Origin of the sequence: Shinella sp. HZN7, assembly GCF_001652565.1 — a bacterium.
Classification (GTDB): domain Bacteria; phylum Pseudomonadota; class Alphaproteobacteria; order Rhizobiales; family Rhizobiaceae; genus Shinella; species Shinella granuli.
The window spans coordinates 303,784-321,970 of sequence record NZ_CP015739.1; the positions used below are offsets into that span (position 1 = coordinate 303,784).

The following is an 18,187-nucleotide window of genomic DNA, read 5'->3' on the forward strand; positions in this document are numbered from 1 at the left end:
GACCTCCCTCAGAGTTTCGCAAGATAGGGTTCGAGCGCCGCAAGGCTTTCGAGCGTATTGGCCGGCGCATGCAGATCGACGAACGGCAGGGCGGCGCGGATGCCGGCGGCCTCCGGCGCATAGCCGTCCCAGCCCATCATCGGGTTCAGCCAGGCAATGCGCCGGCAGCGGCGGCGCAGCGCCGCCATCTCCCGAGCCAGCAGTGCGGCATCGCCCGTCTCGTAGCCGTCCGAGACGATCATTACGCAGGTGCGCGAATGGATGACGCGGGCGGCATGCCAGCGGTTGAAGGTGGCGAGGCACTCGCCGATCCGCGTGCCGCCGCCGGTGCCCTCCGCCATCATCGAAAGCCGGTCGAGGGCGCGTTGCGCATCGCGCTCCTTCATGGCGTCGGAGACATGGGCGAGCCGGGTGTGGAAGAGGAAGGCCTCCGACTCGCGAAAGGCGTCGAGCACGCCATGCATGAAGCGCAGGAAGAGGCCCGTATAGGGCGTCATCGAGCCAGAGGCGTCGAGCAGCATGACGAGGCGCAGCGGCTTTTCCTTGCGCCGGCGCTGGACGAGATCCAGCGGCACGCCGCCATGGCCGATATTGCCGTGGATCGTGCGGCGCAGGTCGATGCGGTAGCCGCGTCGACGCGCGAGATCGCGGCGGGTGAGCCGCGTGCGCATCGCCCGCGCGAGATCGGCGGCGATATCATGCGCCCGCGCCATGTCCGCCGGATCGGACAGTTTCCTGAGGTCGATGCGGGAAAGCGTCTCGACCGCCGAGGCGCCCTCCATCCGGCTTTCGCCGCTGCCTGCGCCCTCTCCGCCATCGGCGGGAGCCTGATCCAAAACCGCGCCGCCCTTCCCCCCGCCGTCCTCCAGCGCTTTCAGGCCAGGCCCGGCATTTCCCGAGACCGCGCTCCGGCTGCGCACGCGCTTTCCCAGCCAGAAGGCATCGAAAATGCCGTCGAACCGCTCCCATTCGCTGCGGCGGGCGGAAAACAGATGTTTCAAGGCGGAGCGCAACAGGCCGGGCTTTTCCGCATAGCCAGCGGCCATCAGCGCGGCGGCATCGCGGCCCTCGCCGAGCCCGACCGAAAAGCCGTTGTCGCGCAGCGTTTTCAGGAAGGCCGACAGCTTTTCCGCGACGAGGCGGCCGACTGCGCTCGATTCCTCCGGGGTCAGGGGCGCGCCGCAACAGCTCATGCCACCCTCCCCAATAGGCGCTCGGTGACCTCGCGGCGGAAGCGCGCCTTGTCCTCGCGGGTCTTCAAGAGGCAGGCCAGCGTCTCGTGCACGGCTTCGGGATCGTCCTTCAGGTCGGCGATATCGAGGCCGACCAGCACCGCCGCCCAGTCCAGCGTTTCGGCGACGCCCGGCACCTTGCGCAGGTCCTCCTTGCGGATGTTCTCGACCATGCGGGCGATCTGCAGGGCGAGCGCCGCGCCGGCCCCTTCGATGCGGGCGAGGATGATGCGCGCCTCGCGCTCGACATCCGGATAGTCGATATGGTGATAGAGGCAGCGCCGCCGGAGCGCATCGGAAAGCTCGCGCGTGCCGTTCGAGGTCAGCACGACATGCGGGATCGTCACCGCGGTGATCGTGCCGAGTTCGGGAATGGAGACCTGGAAATCGGAGAGCAGTTCCAGCAGAAAGGCTTCGAATTCCTCGTCGGCCCGGTCGATCTCGTCGATCAGCAGCACCGGCGCCTTCTGCCGGCGGATGGCCGCGAGCAGCGGGCGCTCCATCAGGTATTTTTCGGAGAAGACCGCGTCTTCCAGCCCGCCGGCCGCCTCGCCCTGCCGGGCCTGGATGGCCAGCAGCTGGCGCTGGTAGTTCCACTCGTAGAGTGCTGCCGACTGGTCCAGCCCCTCGTAGCATTGCAGCCGGATCAGCTCCGTCTCGTGCACCGATGCGATGGCATAGGCGACCGCCGTCTTGCCGACGCCGGCCTCGCCTTCGAGCAGTAGAGGGCGGGAGAGCATCTGCATCAGCGAGAGGGCGACCGACAGGTCGCGGTCGGCGATGTAGCCGGCGCTCGCCAAACGCTCGCCGATTTCGGGGCGGGAGAGTGTGTTCATGTCGTGGCCCCATCCGTCGCATGGCGGGAGGGCCGCCCCTCATCCGCCTGCCGGCACCTTCTCCCCGCAAGCGGGGAGAAGGAGAACGATGCACCGTTTTCCCTAAACAAGATGAAGGAAGGCCAAGCCTCCTGCCCCTTCTCCCCGCTTGCGGGGAGAAGGTCGCGGCAGCGGGATGAGGGGCGAAACCTGCGCATCGAACCAATCCTACACCGCGCCAAGGGCCTTCGCCGCCTGCCAGTTGCGCCAGAAATCGTGCGGCATCTGGATATGCGTCGATCCCAGGAACGAAAAGGCGTCGTTGACCGCATTGGAGAAGGCCGGCACGCCGCCGACATTCGGGCTTTCGCCGACACCCTTGGCGCCGATCGGGTGATGTGGCGAGGGCGTGACGGTGAAGTCGGTCTCCCAATGGGGCGTTTCCACCGCCGTCGGCAGGAAGAAATCCATGAAGGAGCCGGTCACCACATTGCCGTTCTCGTCGTAGCGGATCTCCTGGCCCATGGCGATCGCGAAGGCCTCCGTCAGCCCGCCATGCACCTGCCCCTCGATGATCATCGGGTTGATGCGCGTGCCGCAATCGTCGAGCGCGTAGAAGCGGCGCACCTTGTAGACGCCGGTGTCGACGTCGATATCCATGACGCAGAGATAGGCGCCGAAGGGATAGGTCATGTTCGGCGGGTCGTAATAGCTCACCGCCTCAAGGCCCGGCTCCATGCCGGGCGGCGGCGAATTGTAGGCGATCCAGCAGATATCCTTCATGCCGAGGAATTTTTCCGGCAGGCCCTTTACGCGAAAACCGTCGATATCCCATTCGAGGTCGTCCTCGTGCACCTCCAGCCGGTAGGCGGCGATCATCTGCGCCTTGGCCTTCACCTTGCGCGCCGCCATGGCGATCGCCGCACCCGCGACGGGCGTGGAGCGCGAACCGTAGGTGCCGAGCCCGTAGGGCGCGGTGTCGGTGTTGCCCTCCTCCACCATGATGTCGTCGGCGGGGATGCCGATCTCCGTCGCGATGATCTGCGCCCAGGTCGTCTCGTGGCCCTGGCCCTGGCTTTTCGTGCCCATGCGGGCGATGCCGGCGCCGGTCGGGTGGAGGCGGATCTCGCAGCTGTCGAACATGGCGATGCCGAGGATGTCGCAGTTCTTCGAGGGGCCGGCGCCGACGATCTCGGTGAAGAAGGAAATGCCGAGGCCCATGATGTCGCGGGTCTCGCCGCGCTGGAAGGCCGCGCGCCTTGCCGCCTGCTCGCGGCGCAGGCCGGCATAATCCACCACCTCCATCATCTTCTTCATGGCGGTGTGGTAGTCGCCGGAATCGTATTCCCAGCCGAGGGCGGAGTGATAGGGGAACTGCTCCTGGCGGATGAAATTCTTCAGCCGCAGTTCGGCCGGGTCCATGCCGAGCTTCTGGGCGAGGATATCCATCGCCCGCTCGATGCAATAGGCCGCCTCCGTCACCCGGAAGGAGCAGCGATAGGCGACGCCGCCCGGCGCCTTGTTGGTATAGACGCCATCGACCGCGAGATGGGCGGTGGGGAAATCATAGGAGCCGGTGACGATGTTGAAGAAGCCGGCCGGCCATTTCGACGGGTCGGCGCAGGCGTCGAAGGCGCCGTGGTCGGCGAGCACATGGACGCGCAGGCCCGTCACCTTGCCCTCTTTCGTCGCGGCGATCTCGGTCGTCATGTGGTAATCGCGGGCAAACGAGGTGGCGCAAAGGTTCTCAATGCGGTCCTCGACCCATTTCACCGGCCGCCCGGTGACGATCGACGCGACGGCGGCGCAGATATAGCCCGGATAGGCGCCGACCTTGTTGCCGAAGCCGCCGCCGATATCCGGTGCGATCACATGGATCTTGTGCTCGGGAATCTTGGCGATCAGCGCGACCACCGTGCGGATGACATGCGGCGCCTGGAAGGTGCCGTAGATCGTCAGTTCCCCCTTCACCTTGTCGAAGGAGCACAGGCACTGGCAGGTCTCCAGCGGCGAGGGATGGGTGCGGTGATAGGAGATCATTTCCTTGATCGTCACCTCCGCCTTGCGGAAGGCGGCATCCGTCAGGTCCCGGTCGCCGACGGTCCATTCGAAGATGTGATTGTGGTGTTTTCGCGGGCCATGGGCGCCTTCCGTCTTGCCGGCGAGGTCCTCGCGCAGCACCGGCGCATCCGCGTCCATGGCATGGAAGGGATCGACGAGGACCGGCAGGGCCTCGTACTCCACCTCGACGGCATTGATGCCGTCATCGGCCGCATAACGGTCGGTGGCGACGACGAAGGCCACTTCCTGGTTCTGGAACAGCACCTTGCCGTCCGCCAGCACCATCTGCACGTCGCCGGCGAGCGTCGGCATCCAGGCGAGGTTGACGCCCTTCAGGTCCTCCGCCGTCAGCACGGCGAGCACGCCCGGCACCTTCAGCGCCTTCTCCTTGTCGATCGATTTGATGCGGGCATGGGGATGCGGCGAGCGGACGAAATCGCCGTGCAGCATGCCGGGCAGCTTCACGTCGTCGACATAGTTGCCCTTGCCCTGGGTGAAACGGATATCCTCGACGCGCTTGCGCTTGCAGCCCATGCCTTCGAGTTTGGCCTCGCGCTCGGCGCGCGTGATGGTCATGTCGTTCATTCCGCAGCCTCCGTGAACTCCGTGCCGTTGATCTTGGCGGCAGCGTATTGGATCGCCTTGACGATGTTCTGGTAGCCGGTGCAGCGACAGAGATTGCCGGCGATGCCGAAGCGGATCTCCTCTTCGCTCGGGGTCGGGTTTTCCTTCAGCAGGCGGTGGGCGCGCACGATCATGCCGGGCGTACAGAAACCGCATTGCAGCCCGTGCATCTGGCGGAAACCCTCCTGGAGGGCCGAGAGTGTGCCGTCCGCATTGGCGATGCCTTCGATGGTGGTGATCTCGGAGCCTTCGGCCTGCACGGCGAAGACGGTGCAGCTTTTCACCGACATGCCGTCGAGATCGACGGTGCAGGCGCCGCAATGGGTGGTCTCGCAGCCGATATGGGTGCCGGTCAGGGCGAGATTTTCGCGGATGAAATGCACGAGCAGCGTGCGCGGCTCGACAAGGCCCTCGACCTCGCTGCCGTTCACCCGCATCGTCACATGGGTCTTTGCCATCGTTTCCTCCTAGAGTTTTTACGCATTTCCGGACGGAAAACCGCTTCGCACTTTTCCTGGAAATGCTTTAGGCGGCTCTGGTCGCGGCGCGCTTCAGCGCCCGCATGACCATGATGCCGCCGACATGCGTGCGGTATTCGGCCGGGCCGCGCCCGTCGGCGGCCGGCTGCATGACGGCGCGGGCAAGGTCGGCGGCCCGTGACAGCGTTGCCTCGTCGAGCGTGGTGCCGATCACGCAGGCGGCGGCGTCCTCGGCGAGAAGCGGCGTCTCGGACAGGTTGGTGAGGCCGATGCGACAGGTCTCGACCTTGCCGGCGGAGAGCGTCAGCACCACCGCGGAGGCAGCCGTCGCATAGTCGCCGATCTTGCGCTTCAGCTTCTCATAGGCGTAGCCGTGGCCGGATGGCGGAACCGGGATGGCGATTTCGGTCAGGAGTTCGCCGGGTTCGAGCGCGGTGAAATAGGCGCCCTGGTAGAAATCGACGGCATCGACGTCGCGCGCGCCGTCCGGCCCTTCCAGCCGGTAGCGGGCGCCGAGCGCCATCATCAGCCCCGGCATGTCGTTGCCCGGATCGCCATTGGCGACATTGCCGCCGAGCGTGCCGCGATAGCGCACCTGCGGATCGGCGATCTGCAGCGAGGTTTCCTTGACGATCGGCACGAGCGCCGCGATCTCCGGCGAGGCCACCAGTTCATGCTGGGTTGTCATGGCGCCGATGACGAGCGTGTCGCCCTCGCGCCGGATGCCCTTCAGCGATCCGATGCCGTGCAGGTCGATGAGATGCTCGGGCGTGGCAAGGCGGAGCTTCATCATGGGAACGAGGCTGTGGCCGCCGGCAAGCGGCCGCGCCTCATCCCCGAGGCTGGAGAGCAGTTTCACCGCATCGGCAACCGACTGCGGCCGATGGAACTGGAACGGGCCGGGTATCATGGGTCTCCTCCGGTATATACCGGGGATCAGCATTTTCCCTGGGAAGCGGACAGGCAAGGAGACGGCCGGCTTTCCGGCACCAGCGCCGGATTTCTGCACGAAAGGCGGCCTTGCCCGCACGAATTGCGTCAGGCACTTTGACCTATGGCATCGTCCCGGTGCGGGCCGTCGCGCCGGCCGAGGCCCAGCCGCGCCTTCAGTTCGGAGATCTTCGTCCGGCTCACCGGAACGAGGTGCGGGACGGGCCCGCCAAGCTCGACGACCGCGCCGTCCCCCTCCTTGCGCATCAGCACGATGTGCGGCACGGCGACGATATGGCTGCGATGGACGCGCAGGAAGGTCTCGGGACAGAGCTGCGATTCCATCTCCGAGATCGACCAGGCGCACATGCGCTCGCGCTGCCCGTCATGGACGAGCGTATAATGCGCATCGGCGCGGATGCTGCGGATATCGGCCGTATCGATGAACCGGATGCCGTCCGCCCCGTCGACGGGCACCTTGGCGACCAATGGCCGGGCCGGCTGGCCGAGGCCGGCCAGCGGGGCCGCCCTGTTCGCCCGGACGGCGGAAAAGGACGGATCGGGCCGCTCGGCCTCTGCCTTGAGATGCGCTTCCGGCACGAGGAGGAGCAGGAAGCCGCCGGCGACCAGGAAACAGAGCAGTGCCACGACCAGCGACAGGACCTGCTGCGAGGCGACGAGCCCGTCCATGGCCATGGCGTGCCCGCCGGCGGTGCCGGGCTCGAAATGCATGCCGTACATCGCGGTATAGTGCATGCCGGAAACCGCGATGCCGAAGGCGACGGCGCTGAGTGCCAGCCGCAAGCCGCCATGGCGCGCGATATAGATGCGCAGGCCCCCATAGGCCGCGCCGATGGCGATCAGCAGCGACAGCGCCACCATCGGATAATCATGGCGGATGGTGAAAGGCCCCGCCAGCCCATGGATGCCGACATAGTGCATGGAGGCGATGCCGAAGCCGAGCAGCAGCGCCGCCCAGAGCACGCGCATGCGCGAGGGACCGCCGATGCTGACGAAATAGAGCGAGATGCCGACGACAAGGGCGCAGATGAGGAAGGAGACGAGCGTCGGCAGCACCAGATAGGCCGCATCCTGCGGCAGCGGCGCCGCCATCATGCCGACGAAATGCATCGTCCAGATGCCGACCGCCAGAAAACCGGCTGCTCCGGAAAGAAGCAGCCGCCGGCCGGTATGAACCGAGCTGCGGATCCGCGCCGCAAGGCCGAAGCCAGTATAACCTCCCAGTATCGCCACCAGCACCGAAAGTGCGACGAGATACGGATCGTGTTCCTCGAACATCGCCGTGCCAACCGTACCCGTTCCTCCCCGGGCCGGCTTTCTCCTTGTGCAAGCGAGGGTACATCTCTCCTCGAGAGCTTGGCAAGCGATTGTCGACCCGGTCGCCATCACGCGGCTTGCCAAGGTAACAAAGCAGGCCGCCTGATTGGCCGACGGTCAGAGATCGTAGCGGCGATCGAGCTCTTGCAGTGCAGACTGCACGTCATCGATCGAAACGGCCTCGGGAGTTCCCGGTATCTGACGCAGTGCCGGTTTCGAATCGACGGCGTAATAGTCGGACGCCCAGGCCGCGAGGATCGTTCGCTTGTCGGGAGCGGAGAGGGCGGGCGAATCCACGACGTCGATGGGGCGCCGAAACCGGATGTTCTGCGGCATCAGAACGGCGGGTCCCATGGTCATCACGTCTTGGACGGCCTGCTTCGCCATGTTGTCCATCATCGGCGCACCTCAGCAAACGTGCGGATCCCGGTCGCGCCGCGATCCTGATGCTGTGATCAGGTGGGTGTCCGGCGCAAGCAGATCATGCTTTTCGGCGTAGGCCGCGAACAATCCGCGTGCGGTTTCCGCGTCGATCTCACCGCGCAGCGCGGCGTTGCAGGCGTTGAGGGCAATCGAATGCGCGGCATCTCTCCATGCTGCGGGCCATTCGACGAGGTGGCGATAGGCGTCCATGACCGAACGGACCTCCGTCGGAAAGCCAAGGCCGACGAGAATGGATACGGGTTCTTTGAACATATCGGGTTTCATCATGCTCTCCTTCCCAACCCGGAATGTCGACGGGCGCCGTTGCGACGGCGCCCCTTCTCGATGATGTTTGTCTTACGCGGCCTTCTGCGCTTCGATCTGCGCGGAGGTCGCCGATTGTTCGAGGGCCGGTGCGCTCTCGATGGAGATTTTCCGCGGCTTCATCTCCTCGGGGATTTCGCGAACGAGATCGATCGACAGGAGGCCGTTGTTCAGGTCAGCTCCATTCACCCTGACGTGGTCGGCAAGTTCGAAGCGATGTTCGAAGGGCCGGGCGCCGATGCCGCGATGGAGATAGCCATCGGCGGGCGCCTCCTGCTTCTTGCCGGTCACCGTCAGGAGATTGGACTGGAACGTGATGTCGAGGTCGTCCCGCGCGAAGCCCGCGACAGCGATCGAGATGCGGTAGCTGTCATCGCCGGTCTTGACGATGTCATAGGGCGGCCAGTCGCTGATCGAGCGTGCGCGTTGTGCGTTTTCCAGGAGATTGAAGATCCGGTCAAACCCGATGCTCGAGCGGAACAGCGGTGCGTAGTCGTAAGATGTTGCCATAGCCATATCCTCCTTGAAGCAACATGGATACGGAGCGCCGAAAGACGGCGCTTCCAGCACGGTCAGCCCTGACGTCAGCGGCTGACGGAGTTCGATTTGGTTTTTGCGGTTTTCGGGTTCAAGACCCGCAAGTAAAAAATTGCCCTTCAAGGCATCGCCTGTCTCCGTCGGGATGACCGTTCAGGCAACGCGGTTCCGCCAGTTCGCACCCATCGCGCTCCGGCATGCTCATTCATGTCCAACGGGCTCAGGAAGACGCTGCCGCGGCGGAACGAATTTTCGCGCGCGTGCGCAAGATTGAAAAAAGAATACTTTTTCGATTGATTTTATCAACTATCGTTCATTCCGTTGAATGAGCCGCGGGTCGGGTGCCTTGCCGGCCGCAGACATGATCCACGAGGTAAAGACAATGGCAAACTGGCTGACGAGAAAGATCGATCTTCTGGGCAAGGCGGCGGTCGCGTTTTCGCTGAGCACCACGTTCGCACTTGCGCAGACGCTGACCATCGGTGTGACGCCCGGTTCTCTTGCCGATTCCGTCGAGGTGGCGGCGGCCGAGGCACGCGAGCAGGGGCTCGACGTGAAGGTCATCGAATTCACCGATTGGGCGACGCCGAATGTGGCGCTGAATGCCGGCGATCTCGACGTCAACTACTTCCAGCATCAGGCTTTTCTCGACAATGCGGTGGCCGAGACCGGCTTCAAGCTGAAAAGCGTCGCCATCGGCCTCCTGCCAAACCTCGGCCTCTATTCCTCGAAGTACAAGAGCTTCGACGACCTGCCGGAAGGCGCGCGCGTCGGCGTGGCGAACGATCCGGTCAATCAGGGGCGCGGCCTCCAGCTCATCGAGCGGGCCGGCCTGATCAAGTTGCGCGAGGGTGTCGGCGCCCGCGGCACGCTGGACGATGTCGCCGAAAACCCCCGCAAGCTGGAATTCGTGGAGATCGAAGGGCCGCAGCTCGTCCGCGCGCTCGAAGACGTCGATCTCGCCCAGGGCTATCCGGCGCACTACGTGAATGCCGGCCTTCCGGACATCGCCGGCCAGGCGCTGCTCTATACCGGAATCGACGACATCTATTTCGCGATCCGCTTCGTGGCGCGCGAGGACAATGCGGATGCGCCGCTCATCAAGCGTTTCGTCGAGATCTACCAGGCCTCCGACGCGGTGAAGGCCCAGATCCACAAGTCCTTCGCCGACAACGACAAGCTCTACAGCCTTCCCTGGACGGAAGGTGCGCAGGTCAACTGACCGGCGGCAAGGCACTCAGAACAACCGATACGGGGAAGCGATTACATGAGACTGCATACTCTCGGATTCGTGGCGGCGCTGGCGCTGTCTTTCGCAACGGCGGCAGAGGCCGACACGATCAAGATCGGCGTGGTTCCGGGCGCCTATGCGGATTCCATCTCCGCGCTCATACCGGAGGCCAAGGAAGCGGGCATCGAGCTAGAGGCCGTGGAGTTCACCGACTGGACGACGCCGAACGTGGCGCTCGATGCCGGCGATATCGACGCCAACTATTTCCAGCACCGGCCATTCCTCGACAATGCCATCGCCGACCGCGGCTACAAGCTGACCGACATCGGCCCGGGCATCCTGGCGAACATCGGCCTCTACTCGCTGAAGCACAAGAGCTTCGACGAGATTCCGGAAGGCGGCAAGGTGGCGATCGCCAACGATCCGGTCAACCAGGGACGCGGTCTGCTGCTTCTCGAAAAGGCCGGCCTGATCAAGCTGCGCGACGGCGTCGGCTTCACCGGCACGCTGGACGACATCGTCGAAAACGCCCGTAACCTCGAATTCACCGAGGTCGAGGGCCCGCAGCTCGCACGCATCACGGCGGATGTGGACCTGGCGCTCGGCTACCCCCACTTCATCGCCGCATCCGGTCTCTTCGATCCCGGCTCGGGCCTCATCTATTCGGGTATCGACGACCGCCGGTTCTCGATCATCTTCACCGTCAAGGAGGACCGCAAGGATGACCCGGCGCTGAAGAAGCTGGTCGAACTCTACCAGAATTCGGAGACCGTCCGGAAGGTCATCCACGACGCCTATAACGGCAACGACAAGCTCTACACACTGTCATGGCTGCATTGACCGTGGAGACGACGGCCGTACCGGTGCACGGCGCGGCCACGGAAAAGGCGGCGACGGCAACCCGGGTGGCTTCTGCCGCCGGGGCTGGTTCCGTCCGTTTCGAAAAGCTCGGCAAGATCTATCGATCCGCGGCCGGTGCGGTGAATGCGCTGGAGGATATCGATCTCGAAATCCCGGCGGGCCGCGTCTACGGCATCATCGGCCGCAGCGGCGCCGGCAAGTCGAGCCTGCTGCGCACGATCAACCGGCTGGAAACCCCGACCTCCGGCCGCGTTCTCGTGGACGGGCAGGACATCGGCCGGTTCGATGAGGATGCGCTCGTGGAGCTGCGTCGCCGCCTCGGGATGATCTTCCAGCACTTCAACCTGCTCTCGGCCAAGACCGTGCGCGAGAACGTGGCGCTGCCGCTCGTCGTCGCCGGCGTACCGAAGAAGCAGATCGCCGAACGGGTCGACGAGGTCCTCGCGCTGGTCGGCCTCGAAGGCAAGCACAACGTCTATCCCTCGCGCCTGTCGGGTGGGCAGAAGCAGAGGGTCGGCATCGCGCGCGCCCTCGTGCACAAGCCGGAAATCCTGCTGTGCGACGAGGCGACCTCCGCGCTCGATCCCGAGACGACGCTCTCGATCCTGAAGCTCCTGAAGGATATCAACCGCAGCCTCGGCCTCACGATCATCCTCATCACGCACGAGATGAGCGTGATCCGGGAAATCTGCGAGAACGTGCTGGTTCTCGAACAGGGGCGCATCGCCGAGGAAGGTCCCGTCTGGCAGGTCTTCGGGGCGCCGAAGCACGATGCGACGCGCGCGCTCCTGCGGCCGTTGAGCCGCGACCTGCCGGAGGACATCGCGGCGCGCCTGCAGCCGCAGCCGGTCCCCGGTGGCGAAGCCGTCCTCGAACTGCATTATACCGGCGGCGAAAGTGCCGGGCCGGACCTCTCGCGCCTCGCTTCGGCTCTCGGAACGTCGGTCCGGCTGCTTCACGGCACGATCGACCGCATCCAGGGGCACGCCCAGGGCACCCTGCTCGTCGCGGCGCGCGGCGTTTCGGAAAGCAATCTTGACGCCCTCAGGGGCCATGTCGGCAGCGCAAGGATTCTCGGTCATGTCGCCAGCGATGTATAACCGCCTCTGGCTGGCCTTTCTCGATACGGTGCAGATGGTCGGCATTTCGGCGCTGATCGCGCTCGTCATCGGCATTCCCATCGCCGTCTTCCTCGTCGTCTCGGCGCCTGGCGGCTTCTTCGAGGCGCCGCGATTGAACCGCGCGGTCGCTGCCGTCGTCAACGGCTTTCGCGCGACGCCCTTCATCGTGCTGCTGGTGGCGCTCCTGCCGTTCACGCGGTTCCTGACCGGAACGACGATCGGCGTGTGGGCGGCGATCGTTCCGCTGTCGATCAGCGCGACGCCCTTCTTCGCCCGCATCGCGGAAGTCAGCCTTCGCGAGGTGGACAAGGGCCTCATCGAGGCGGCGCAGGCGATGGGCTGCCGCAAATGGCATATCGTGCGCCATGTGCTGCTGCCCGAGGCGTTTCCCGGCATCGTCGGCGGCTTCACGATCACCGTCGTCACGATGATCGGCGCTTCCGCCATGGCCGGTGCCGTCGGGGCGGGCGGCCTCGGCGACATGGCGATCCGCTACGGCTACCAGCGTTTCGACACGACCGTCATGATCGCGGTCATCATCGTGCTCATCGCCATGGTCACGCTGGTGCAGTTTGCCGGCGACTACACCGTGCGCCGGCTGCGCAACCGTTGACAGACAGAAACGAGACGAAAATGAGCAAGACCGAAAAAGCGACCGGAAGCCGATCCGATGCAGCGCGGCGGCCGGCTGCGGCCGTATCCGCCCGGCGCATCGCCACCGATGCGGAAGCGATCGCGGCTGCGACGGCGCTTGCCGACGTCCTGCACCCGCAAGCCGCACAGCGGGACCGGGAAAGGCTGCTGCCCTGGGACGAGATCGAGGCCTACAGCGCAAGCGGTCTCGGCGCCATCACCGTGCCGAAGGCGTATGGCGGGCCCGAGCTTTCCTTCGTCACGCTGGTGAAGGTGTTCGAAATCCTCTGTGCCGCCGACCCGTCGGCCGGGCAGATTCCGCAGAACCATTTCGGCGTCCTTGCCCTGCTGCGGGATCTCGGCTCGCAAGAGCAGAAGACGCGCTTCTACGCCGATATCCTGCGGGGCGAGCGCATCGGCAATGCCGGCCCCGAGCGCGGGCGCAACATGATCAACCATGTGACGACGCGCCTCACCGCGACCGCCGACGGCCTGCGCCTCACCGGCCGGCGTTTTTATTCGACGGGCGCGCTGTTCGCACACTGGATCCCGACGCGCGCCCTCGACGACGAGGGGCGGGCGGTGCAGGTCTGGGCGCGCCACGATGCGCCGGGCGTGACGGTGATCGACGACTGGTCCTCCTTCGGGCAGCGTACGACGGCGAGCGGCACGGTCGAGTTCGACGCCGTGCCGGTCGAGCCGATCCAGGTGCTGCCGGTCTGGCAGGCCGCGGACAAGCCGGGCCTGTGGGGGCCGATCTCGCAGATCATCCAGGCCGCGATCGATTCCGGCATTGCGCGCGCGGCGATCGACGACGCGACAGCCTTCGTGCGCGACCGCACCCGGCCGTGGATGGATTCCGGCCTCGAACGGGCATCCGACGATCCGACGATCATCCACGAGATCGGCCATCTCGAAACCGAGTACCAGGCGGCGCAGGCGCTTCTCCATCACGCCGCCGCCGTGCTCGATGAGCTGAACGCCGTGCCGGTGACGGCGCAGACGAGCGCCAGGGCGTCCGTCGCCGTCGCGGAGGCGAAGATCCTGACCACCGAGATCGCGCTCGAAGCGAGCGAAAAGCTCTTCGATCTCGCCGGATCGAGCGCCACGCGCGCCGCTCATGCCCTTGACAGGCACTGGCGCAATGCGCGGGTCCACACGCTGCACGACCCGGTGCGATGGAAGTATCACCTGCTCGGCAACTACTACCTCAACGGCGCCTATCCGGCCCGCCATCAATGGAACTGAGAGGGGAGCGCCCGGCATGATCTCGACTGCCTTCCCGACCACGCGTGAAGCGCCGCCGGCCCGGTCGCGGCCCGTGCTGATTGTGGACGACGCGCATGCGCTCGAAACGGCGCGGCAACTCGCGGCGGATTTTGCGCGCGAGTCGGCCCTACGCGATGCCGAGCGGCGTCTGCCCTGGGACGAACTCGAACGCTACACCGCAAGCGGCCTGTGGGGCGCGACCATACCGCGGGCCTATGGCGGCGCGGAAATCTCGACGGTCACGCTTGCCCGCGTCATCGCCACCATCGCCGCCGCTGACGGCTCGCTTGCCCAGATCCCGCAGAACCATTTCTATGCGCTTGAAGTGCTGCGGGTCGGCGGCTCGGAGACGCAGAAGCGCTTCTTCTTCGACCGGGTGCTTGCCGGCGACCGCCTCGGCAATGCGCTGGCGGAAATCGGCACGCGGGATTTCAAGCGGCGCACGAGGCTGGTGCGCGATCCCGCCGGCTGGTACGTCGAGGGCGAGAAATTCTACTGCACCGGCGCCATCTATGCGCACTGGATTCCGACGCTCTTGGTGGCGGACGACGCAGGCTCGGACGTCACCTATCTTGCCTTCGTCCCGCGCAATGCCCCGGGCGTGACGGTCATCGACGATTGGGACGGCTTCGGCCAGCGCGTGACCGGAAGCGGCTCCGTCACGTTCAGCCGCGTGCGCGTGGAGCCGGAATGGGTGGTGCCCTTCAAGGCCTCGTTCGACCGGCCGACGACGATCGGGCCGCACGCGCAGATCATGCATGCGGCAATCGACCTCGGCATCGGTCTCGGCGCCTTCGAGGAGACCTTGCGCTTCGTGCGGGAGAGGGCGCGGCCCTGGCTCGATTCCGGCGTGGAGAGGGCCTCCGAGGACCCGTTGACGCTGCACCAGGTCGGCCATGTCCGGGTGCGGCTGCGCGCGGCGGAAGCGCTGGTCGACCGCGCGGGCGTCCTCGTCGATGAGGCGCAGCGCGCGCCGGACGAGGACAGCGTGGCGCGTGCGTCGATCGCCGTTGCGCAGGCGCGCATCCTGACGACCAAGGCAGGCCTGCTCGCGGCCGACAAGCTGTTCGAGCTTTCCGGCACGTCCTCGACGCAAAGCGAGGACAACCTGGACCGCTATTGGCGCAATGTCCGCACGCATACGCTCCACGATCCCGTCCGCTGGAAGTACCAGGCGGTCGGCAATTTCCATCTCAACGGCAAGCGCCCGCCGCGACACGGCGCCATCTGACGGACCGACATGAAAAAGCAGATCCTCCTGAACGCATTCAACATGAACAGCGTCGGCCACATCAATCACGGCCTCTGGGCGCATCCGCGCGACAGGTCGGTCGACTACAAGACGCTCGCCTATTGGACGTCGCTGGCGAAAACGCTGGAGCGCGGTCTCTTCGACGGCATCTTCATCGCCGACATCATCGGCGTGTATGATGTCTATCAACGTTCGGTCGACCTGACGCTGAAGGAATCCATCCAGCTTCCGGTCAACGATCCGCTCATGCTCGTTTCGGCCATGGCGGCGGTCACGGAAAATCTCGGCTTCGGCCTCACCGTCAATGCCAATGCCGAGCCGCCCTATACCTTCGCGCGCCGCATCTCGACGCTGGACCACCTGACGGACGGACGCATCGGCTGGAACATCGTGACCGGCTATCTCGATAGCGCGGCGCGCGCCATCGGGCAGGATGCGCTGACGGCGCACGATACGCGCTATGACCGCGCGGAAGACTATCTCGACGTCCTCTACAAGCTCTGGGAGGGAAGCTGGGACGACGATGCCGTGCACGGGGACAAGGCGGCGCGTGTCTATGCCGATCCCGCCAGGGTCAGGGCGATCCGGCATGACGGCCCGTTCTACCGTGTCGAGGGCTACCACCTTGCCGAACCCTCCCGGCAGCGCACCCCGGTCCTCTACCAGGCGGGCACGTCGGGTCGCGGCCGCCGCTTTGCCGCGCGCCATGCCGAATGCGTCTTCGTGACGGCGGTGGACAAGCAGGCCGCCCTTTCGACCGCGCGCACGCTGCGGGCGGAAGCCGTTGCCGCCGGCCGCGCGCCGCAGGATATCAAGATCTTCATCGGCATTTCCATCATTCCCGGCCGGACCGACGAGGAAGCGCGCGAAAAACATCGCGACTATCTCAACTATGCGAGCCCGGAAGCGGGGCTGGCGCATTTCTCGGCGAGCACGGGCATCGACTTCTCCCGCTACGGTCTCGACGATCCGATCGAATACGGCACGTCGAATGCCATCCAGTCGGCGACCGAGCTTGCGAAGAAGAAGCAGTGGACCAGAAGGCAGCTCCTTGGCGAACTGGCCCTCGGCGGGCGCTATCCGCTCCTCGTCGGCACGCCGGAGGCGATCGCCGACGAGCTGGAAAGCTGGATCGACGACGGCGAGATCGACGGCTTCAACCTGGCCCGCACCGTGACGCCCGAATGCTATGAGGACTTCGTCGATCTCGTCGTGCCGGTCCTGCAGGAGCGCGGCCGCTACAAGACATCCTACGGCGGATCCAGCCTGCGCGACCGCCTCTTCGGCGCAGGCGACCGCCTTCCCGCGAGCCATCCGGCTTCAACCTTCCGGAGCCAAAGCCCGTACCGGCCGTAAAGCTGCCCGGATCCTCGACGGTTCAGAATTTTGGGCAACCGTCCAGATTTGCAGATGAATTCGTATGGTGCGAGGCCTCGAAGGGTCTTCCGTTGAACGACTGTAGCGCTTTGCCGTCAAGGGATCGCCTGACTGAGCCCCCGATCTGGCCTGCGGCACACTTACGGCTCCACGATATCGAGCTCGGCGGTAAATGTGGTTCCATTGCTTCCGTCGAAGGTGTGCGTGCCGTTCAACTGGTTGACGACACCCCGGATCAGGCGGCTCCCCATGCCCTGCCGCATCGTTTGCGGATCAAAGCCGACACCGTTGTCGCGCACGGTGAGCCGGGCCCGGCGTTCCCCGATCGCCTTGAGCGCGATGGAAATCCGGCCCTCGCGGCCGTCTGGAAAGGCATATTTCAGGATGTTGGTCAGAAGTTCGCTCGTCAGCAGGGCGAGCGGGGTCGCATTGTCGGTCGAAATGGCAAGCTCGTCGATGTCGTAGTCCACGGCGACGGACGCGCCATAGGCGTTTACCAGCTTCTCCACGACGGAGGCCACAAGGTCGCGTGCGCAGAGGCGGGAGAATTCGTCATGCCGGTAGATCTGCTCGTGTACGGCAACCATGGAGGAGATGCGATCGGCCAGCGATTGCTGGACGTCCGCCGGCAGGCGCTGGAGCTGGATGATGCTCTGAACGGCCTGCAGGTTGTTCTTGACGCGGTGGTGGATCTCGCGAAGAAGCAGCTGATTGTCCGCAAGGGCATTTTTCAGCAACTGGGACTGCGCGGCGTCGCGTTGCCGCAGGTGGCGGATCCACTGGCCCGCGGCAAGAAGGCTGACGCTTGCCAGGATCAGCACCGAGATCGCCACCGTCACATCCCGCCAGAAACGCTGGATGCCGAAATCGTGGTCGGCGGAAGCAAGCGCGATGAGCCCGGTGCCGTCGACGGTCCGATAGGCGACGATCCGGTGGGCGCCATCGACGGGCGAGATGGCGTCGTAGGTGCCGTCCGGGGCCTTGGGCAGGTAATCCGTGAACAGCACGTATTTGCTCATGTCGAGCGGTCCGTCCGCAAGCGGATAGCGCGCGACGAGCTGGCCATCGGACCGGGCGAAGCTGACGGTGGAGTTCGGGCCGAGATCGACGGCTTCCCAGACATCGGCGAGGACCTTGACCTCGAAGGAAACGACGGCGGCGCCGGCGAAGCGCCCGTTTCGCTCCAGCCTGCGGCTGAAGGCAAAAATCTGCTCGCCGTTGAGGCGGCTGATCAGGAGGCTGGAAATGTGCTGTTTCGCTCCCTTCGCCAGCTCCGAGAAATAGGGCCGGTCGACGATGCTGATCGGCTTCACCATGGGGTCGGTCGAATAGAGGGTCAGACCCGTATCGTCGACCACATAGGCCTTCACCTGACCAGGCAGATCTGCCACCGCCTCGTCGATGTTGCGCACCTCGACGGAGGCCGGCACGAGGTTTTCGCCAAGCGTCTCATCGATACGCTGCAAGGCCTGGCGTGCCAGGGAATCGAGCAGGGACACGTTGCTTGCAACGATCTTGGAGGCCGCGATGGCTCGCTCCTCGGTGCGGCGGACGGCATCCCGGTAGCTTGTGGTAAGCCACAGGGCGAGCATGAGGAGCAGCGAGACGAACATTGCGATGATGATCATCGCGGCCGCCCTTGCCAAGGTGAAATGGATGTTCAGCCCGCGCAACCCCACT

Annotated in this window: 17 protein-coding genes; 7 read left to right on the forward strand and 10 right to left on the reverse strand. The window is 65.3% G+C overall.

What is annotated here, in order from left to right; all coding sequences use genetic code 11:
• Positions 1–8: 8 nt before the first annotated feature.
• The 9 genes from shn_RS28625 to shn_RS28665 all read right to left on the reverse strand — a co-directional run bounded on the left by shn_RS28625 (position 9) and on the right by shn_RS28665 (position 8,736).
• A complete protein-coding gene (locus shn_RS28625) occupies positions 9–1,193 on the reverse strand; it encodes a VWA domain-containing protein (RefSeq protein ID WP_064333928.1) in 1,185 nt (394 codons plus the stop codon).
• Entirely contained in the window at positions 1,190–2,068 is an 879-nt protein-coding gene (locus shn_RS28630; protein WP_064333929.1) for a MoxR family ATPase, read from the reverse strand. The genes shn_RS28625 and shn_RS28630 overlap by 4 nt, the downstream gene beginning before the upstream one ends.
• 207 nt (positions 2,069–2,275) lie before the next feature.
• Positions 2,276–4,693, reverse strand: coding sequence for an aerobic carbon-monoxide dehydrogenase large subunit (locus shn_RS28635; protein WP_064333930.1), 2,418 nt, complete (start codon positions 4,691–4,693; stop codon positions 2,276–2,278).
• Complete coding sequence (locus tag shn_RS28640) at positions 4,690–5,190, reverse strand: (2Fe-2S)-binding protein (RefSeq protein ID WP_064333931.1); 501 nt, start codon at positions 5,188–5,190, stop codon at positions 4,690–4,692. The genes shn_RS28635 and shn_RS28640 overlap by 4 nt, the downstream gene beginning before the upstream one ends.
• A gap of 67 nt (positions 5,191–5,257) precedes the next feature.
• Positions 5,258–6,121, reverse strand: a complete 864-nt coding sequence (locus tag shn_RS28645) for a xanthine dehydrogenase family protein subunit M (protein WP_064333932.1) — start codon at positions 6,119–6,121, stop codon at positions 5,258–5,260.
• Between the two features lie 128 nt (positions 6,122–6,249).
• The gene (locus shn_RS28650; RefSeq protein WP_064333933.1) at positions 6,250–7,440 is read right to left on the reverse strand and encodes an MHYT domain-containing protein; all 1,191 of its coding nucleotides are present in this window, start codon (positions 7,438–7,440) and stop codon (positions 6,250–6,252) included.
• Positions 7,441–7,596: 156 nt separating this feature from the next.
• On the reverse strand, positions 7,597–7,878 hold the full coding sequence (locus shn_RS28655) for a hypothetical protein (RefSeq protein WP_064333934.1): 282 nt from the start codon (positions 7,876–7,878) through the stop codon (positions 7,597–7,599).
• A 9-nt stretch (positions 7,879–7,887) separates the two neighbouring features.
• Complete coding sequence (locus shn_RS28660; protein ID WP_064334046.1) at positions 7,888–8,187, reverse strand: DUF982 domain-containing protein; 300 nt, start codon at positions 8,185–8,187, stop codon at positions 7,888–7,890.
• A 72-nt stretch (positions 8,188–8,259) separates the two neighbouring features.
• Positions 8,260–8,736, reverse strand: a complete 477-nt coding sequence (locus shn_RS28665) for an Hsp20 family protein (RefSeq protein WP_064333935.1) — start codon at positions 8,734–8,736, stop codon at positions 8,260–8,262.
• 409 nt (positions 8,737–9,145) lie between these two features.
• Here shn_RS28665 and shn_RS28670 point away from each other — a divergent pair, with 409 nt between their 5' ends.
• The 7 genes from shn_RS28670 to shn_RS28700 are packed head-to-tail and all read left to right on the forward strand — an operon-like array spanning position 9,146 to position 16,486.
• Entirely contained in the window at positions 9,146–9,985 is an 840-nt protein-coding gene (locus tag shn_RS28670; protein ID WP_064333936.1) for a MetQ/NlpA family ABC transporter substrate-binding protein, read from the forward strand.
• Between the two features lie 45 nt (positions 9,986–10,030).
• Complete coding sequence (locus shn_RS28675) at positions 10,031–10,834, forward strand: MetQ/NlpA family ABC transporter substrate-binding protein (RefSeq protein WP_064333937.1); 804 nt, start codon at positions 10,031–10,033, stop codon at positions 10,832–10,834.
• Positions 10,822–11,955, forward strand: a complete 1,134-nt coding sequence (locus shn_RS28680; RefSeq protein ID WP_064333938.1) for a methionine ABC transporter ATP-binding protein — start codon at positions 10,822–10,824, stop codon at positions 11,953–11,955. Before shn_RS28675 ends, shn_RS28680 begins: the two co-directional genes overlap by 13 nt.
• Complete coding sequence (locus tag shn_RS28685) at positions 11,936–12,589, forward strand: methionine ABC transporter permease (RefSeq protein WP_064333939.1); 654 nt, start codon at positions 11,936–11,938, stop codon at positions 12,587–12,589. The genes shn_RS28680 and shn_RS28685 overlap by 20 nt, the downstream gene beginning before the upstream one ends.
• Before the next feature lie 20 nt (positions 12,590–12,609).
• Positions 12,610–13,857 (forward strand): SfnB family sulfur acquisition oxidoreductase, encoded by a 1,248-nt coding sequence (locus shn_RS28690; protein ID WP_064333940.1) that lies wholly within the window; start codon positions 12,610–12,612, stop codon positions 13,855–13,857.
• 16 nt (positions 13,858–13,873) lie between these two features.
• On the forward strand, positions 13,874–15,109 hold the full coding sequence (locus tag shn_RS28695) for an SfnB family sulfur acquisition oxidoreductase (RefSeq protein WP_064333941.1): 1,236 nt from the start codon (positions 13,874–13,876) through the stop codon (positions 15,107–15,109).
• Between the two features lie 9 nt (positions 15,110–15,118).
• Positions 15,119–16,486, forward strand: coding sequence for an LLM class flavin-dependent oxidoreductase (locus shn_RS28700; RefSeq protein WP_064333942.1), 1,368 nt, complete (start codon positions 15,119–15,121; stop codon positions 16,484–16,486).
• A 161-nt stretch (positions 16,487–16,647) separates the two neighbouring features.
• Here the strand turns inward: shn_RS28700 and shn_RS28705 are convergent, their stop codons facing one another.
• A complete protein-coding gene (locus shn_RS28705; protein ID WP_064334047.1) occupies positions 16,648–18,135 on the reverse strand; it encodes a sensor histidine kinase in 1,488 nt (495 codons plus the stop codon).
• Between the last annotated feature and the right edge of the window lie 52 nt (positions 18,136–18,187).

Bases quoted from the DNA above. Each gene is read 5' to 3' on its own strand.
- shn_RS28625 (WP_064333928.1), bottom strand. From the start codon at position 1,193: ATGAGCTGTTGCGGCGCGCCCCTGACCCCGGAGGAATCGAGCGCAGTC.
- shn_RS28630 (WP_064333929.1), bottom strand. From the start codon at position 2,068: ATGAACACACTCTCCCGCCCCGAAATCGGCGAGCGTTTGGCGAGCGCC.
- shn_RS28635 (WP_064333930.1), bottom strand. From the start codon at position 4,693: ATGAACGACATGACCATCACGCGCGCCGAGCGCGAGGCCAAACTCGAA.
- shn_RS28640 (WP_064333931.1), bottom strand. From the start codon at position 5,190: ATGGCAAAGACCCATGTGACGATGCGGGTGAACGGCAGCGAGGTCGAG.
- shn_RS28645 (WP_064333932.1), bottom strand. From the start codon at position 6,121: ATGATACCCGGCCCGTTCCAGTTCCATCGGCCGCAGTCGGTTGCCGAT.
- shn_RS28650 (WP_064333933.1), bottom strand. From the start codon at position 7,440: ATGTTCGAGGAACACGATCCGTATCTCGTCGCACTTTCGGTGCTGGTG.
- shn_RS28655 (WP_064333934.1), bottom strand. From the start codon at position 7,878: ATGATGGACAACATGGCGAAGCAGGCCGTCCAAGACGTGATGACCATG.
- shn_RS28660 (WP_064334046.1), bottom strand. From the start codon at position 8,187: ATGAAACCCGATATGTTCAAAGAACCCGTATCCATTCTCGTCGGCCTT.
- shn_RS28665 (WP_064333935.1), bottom strand. From the start codon at position 8,736: ATGGCAACATCTTACGACTACGCACCGCTGTTCCGCTCGAGCATCGGG.
- shn_RS28670 (WP_064333936.1), top strand. From the start codon at position 9,146: ATGGCAAACTGGCTGACGAGAAAGATCGATCTTCTGGGCAAGGCGGCG.
- shn_RS28675 (WP_064333937.1), top strand. From the start codon at position 10,031: ATGAGACTGCATACTCTCGGATTCGTGGCGGCGCTGGCGCTGTCTTTC.
- shn_RS28680 (WP_064333938.1), top strand. From the start codon at position 10,822: ATGGCTGCATTGACCGTGGAGACGACGGCCGTACCGGTGCACGGCGCG.
- shn_RS28685 (WP_064333939.1), top strand. From the start codon at position 11,936: ATGTCGCCAGCGATGTATAACCGCCTCTGGCTGGCCTTTCTCGATACG.
- shn_RS28690 (WP_064333940.1), top strand. From the start codon at position 12,610: ATGAGCAAGACCGAAAAAGCGACCGGAAGCCGATCCGATGCAGCGCGG.
- shn_RS28695 (WP_064333941.1), top strand. From the start codon at position 13,874: ATGATCTCGACTGCCTTCCCGACCACGCGTGAAGCGCCGCCGGCCCGG.
- shn_RS28700 (WP_064333942.1), top strand. From the start codon at position 15,119: ATGAAAAAGCAGATCCTCCTGAACGCATTCAACATGAACAGCGTCGGC.
- shn_RS28705 (WP_064334047.1), bottom strand. From the start codon at position 18,135: ATGATCATCATCGCAATGTTCGTCTCGCTGCTCCTCATGCTCGCCCTG.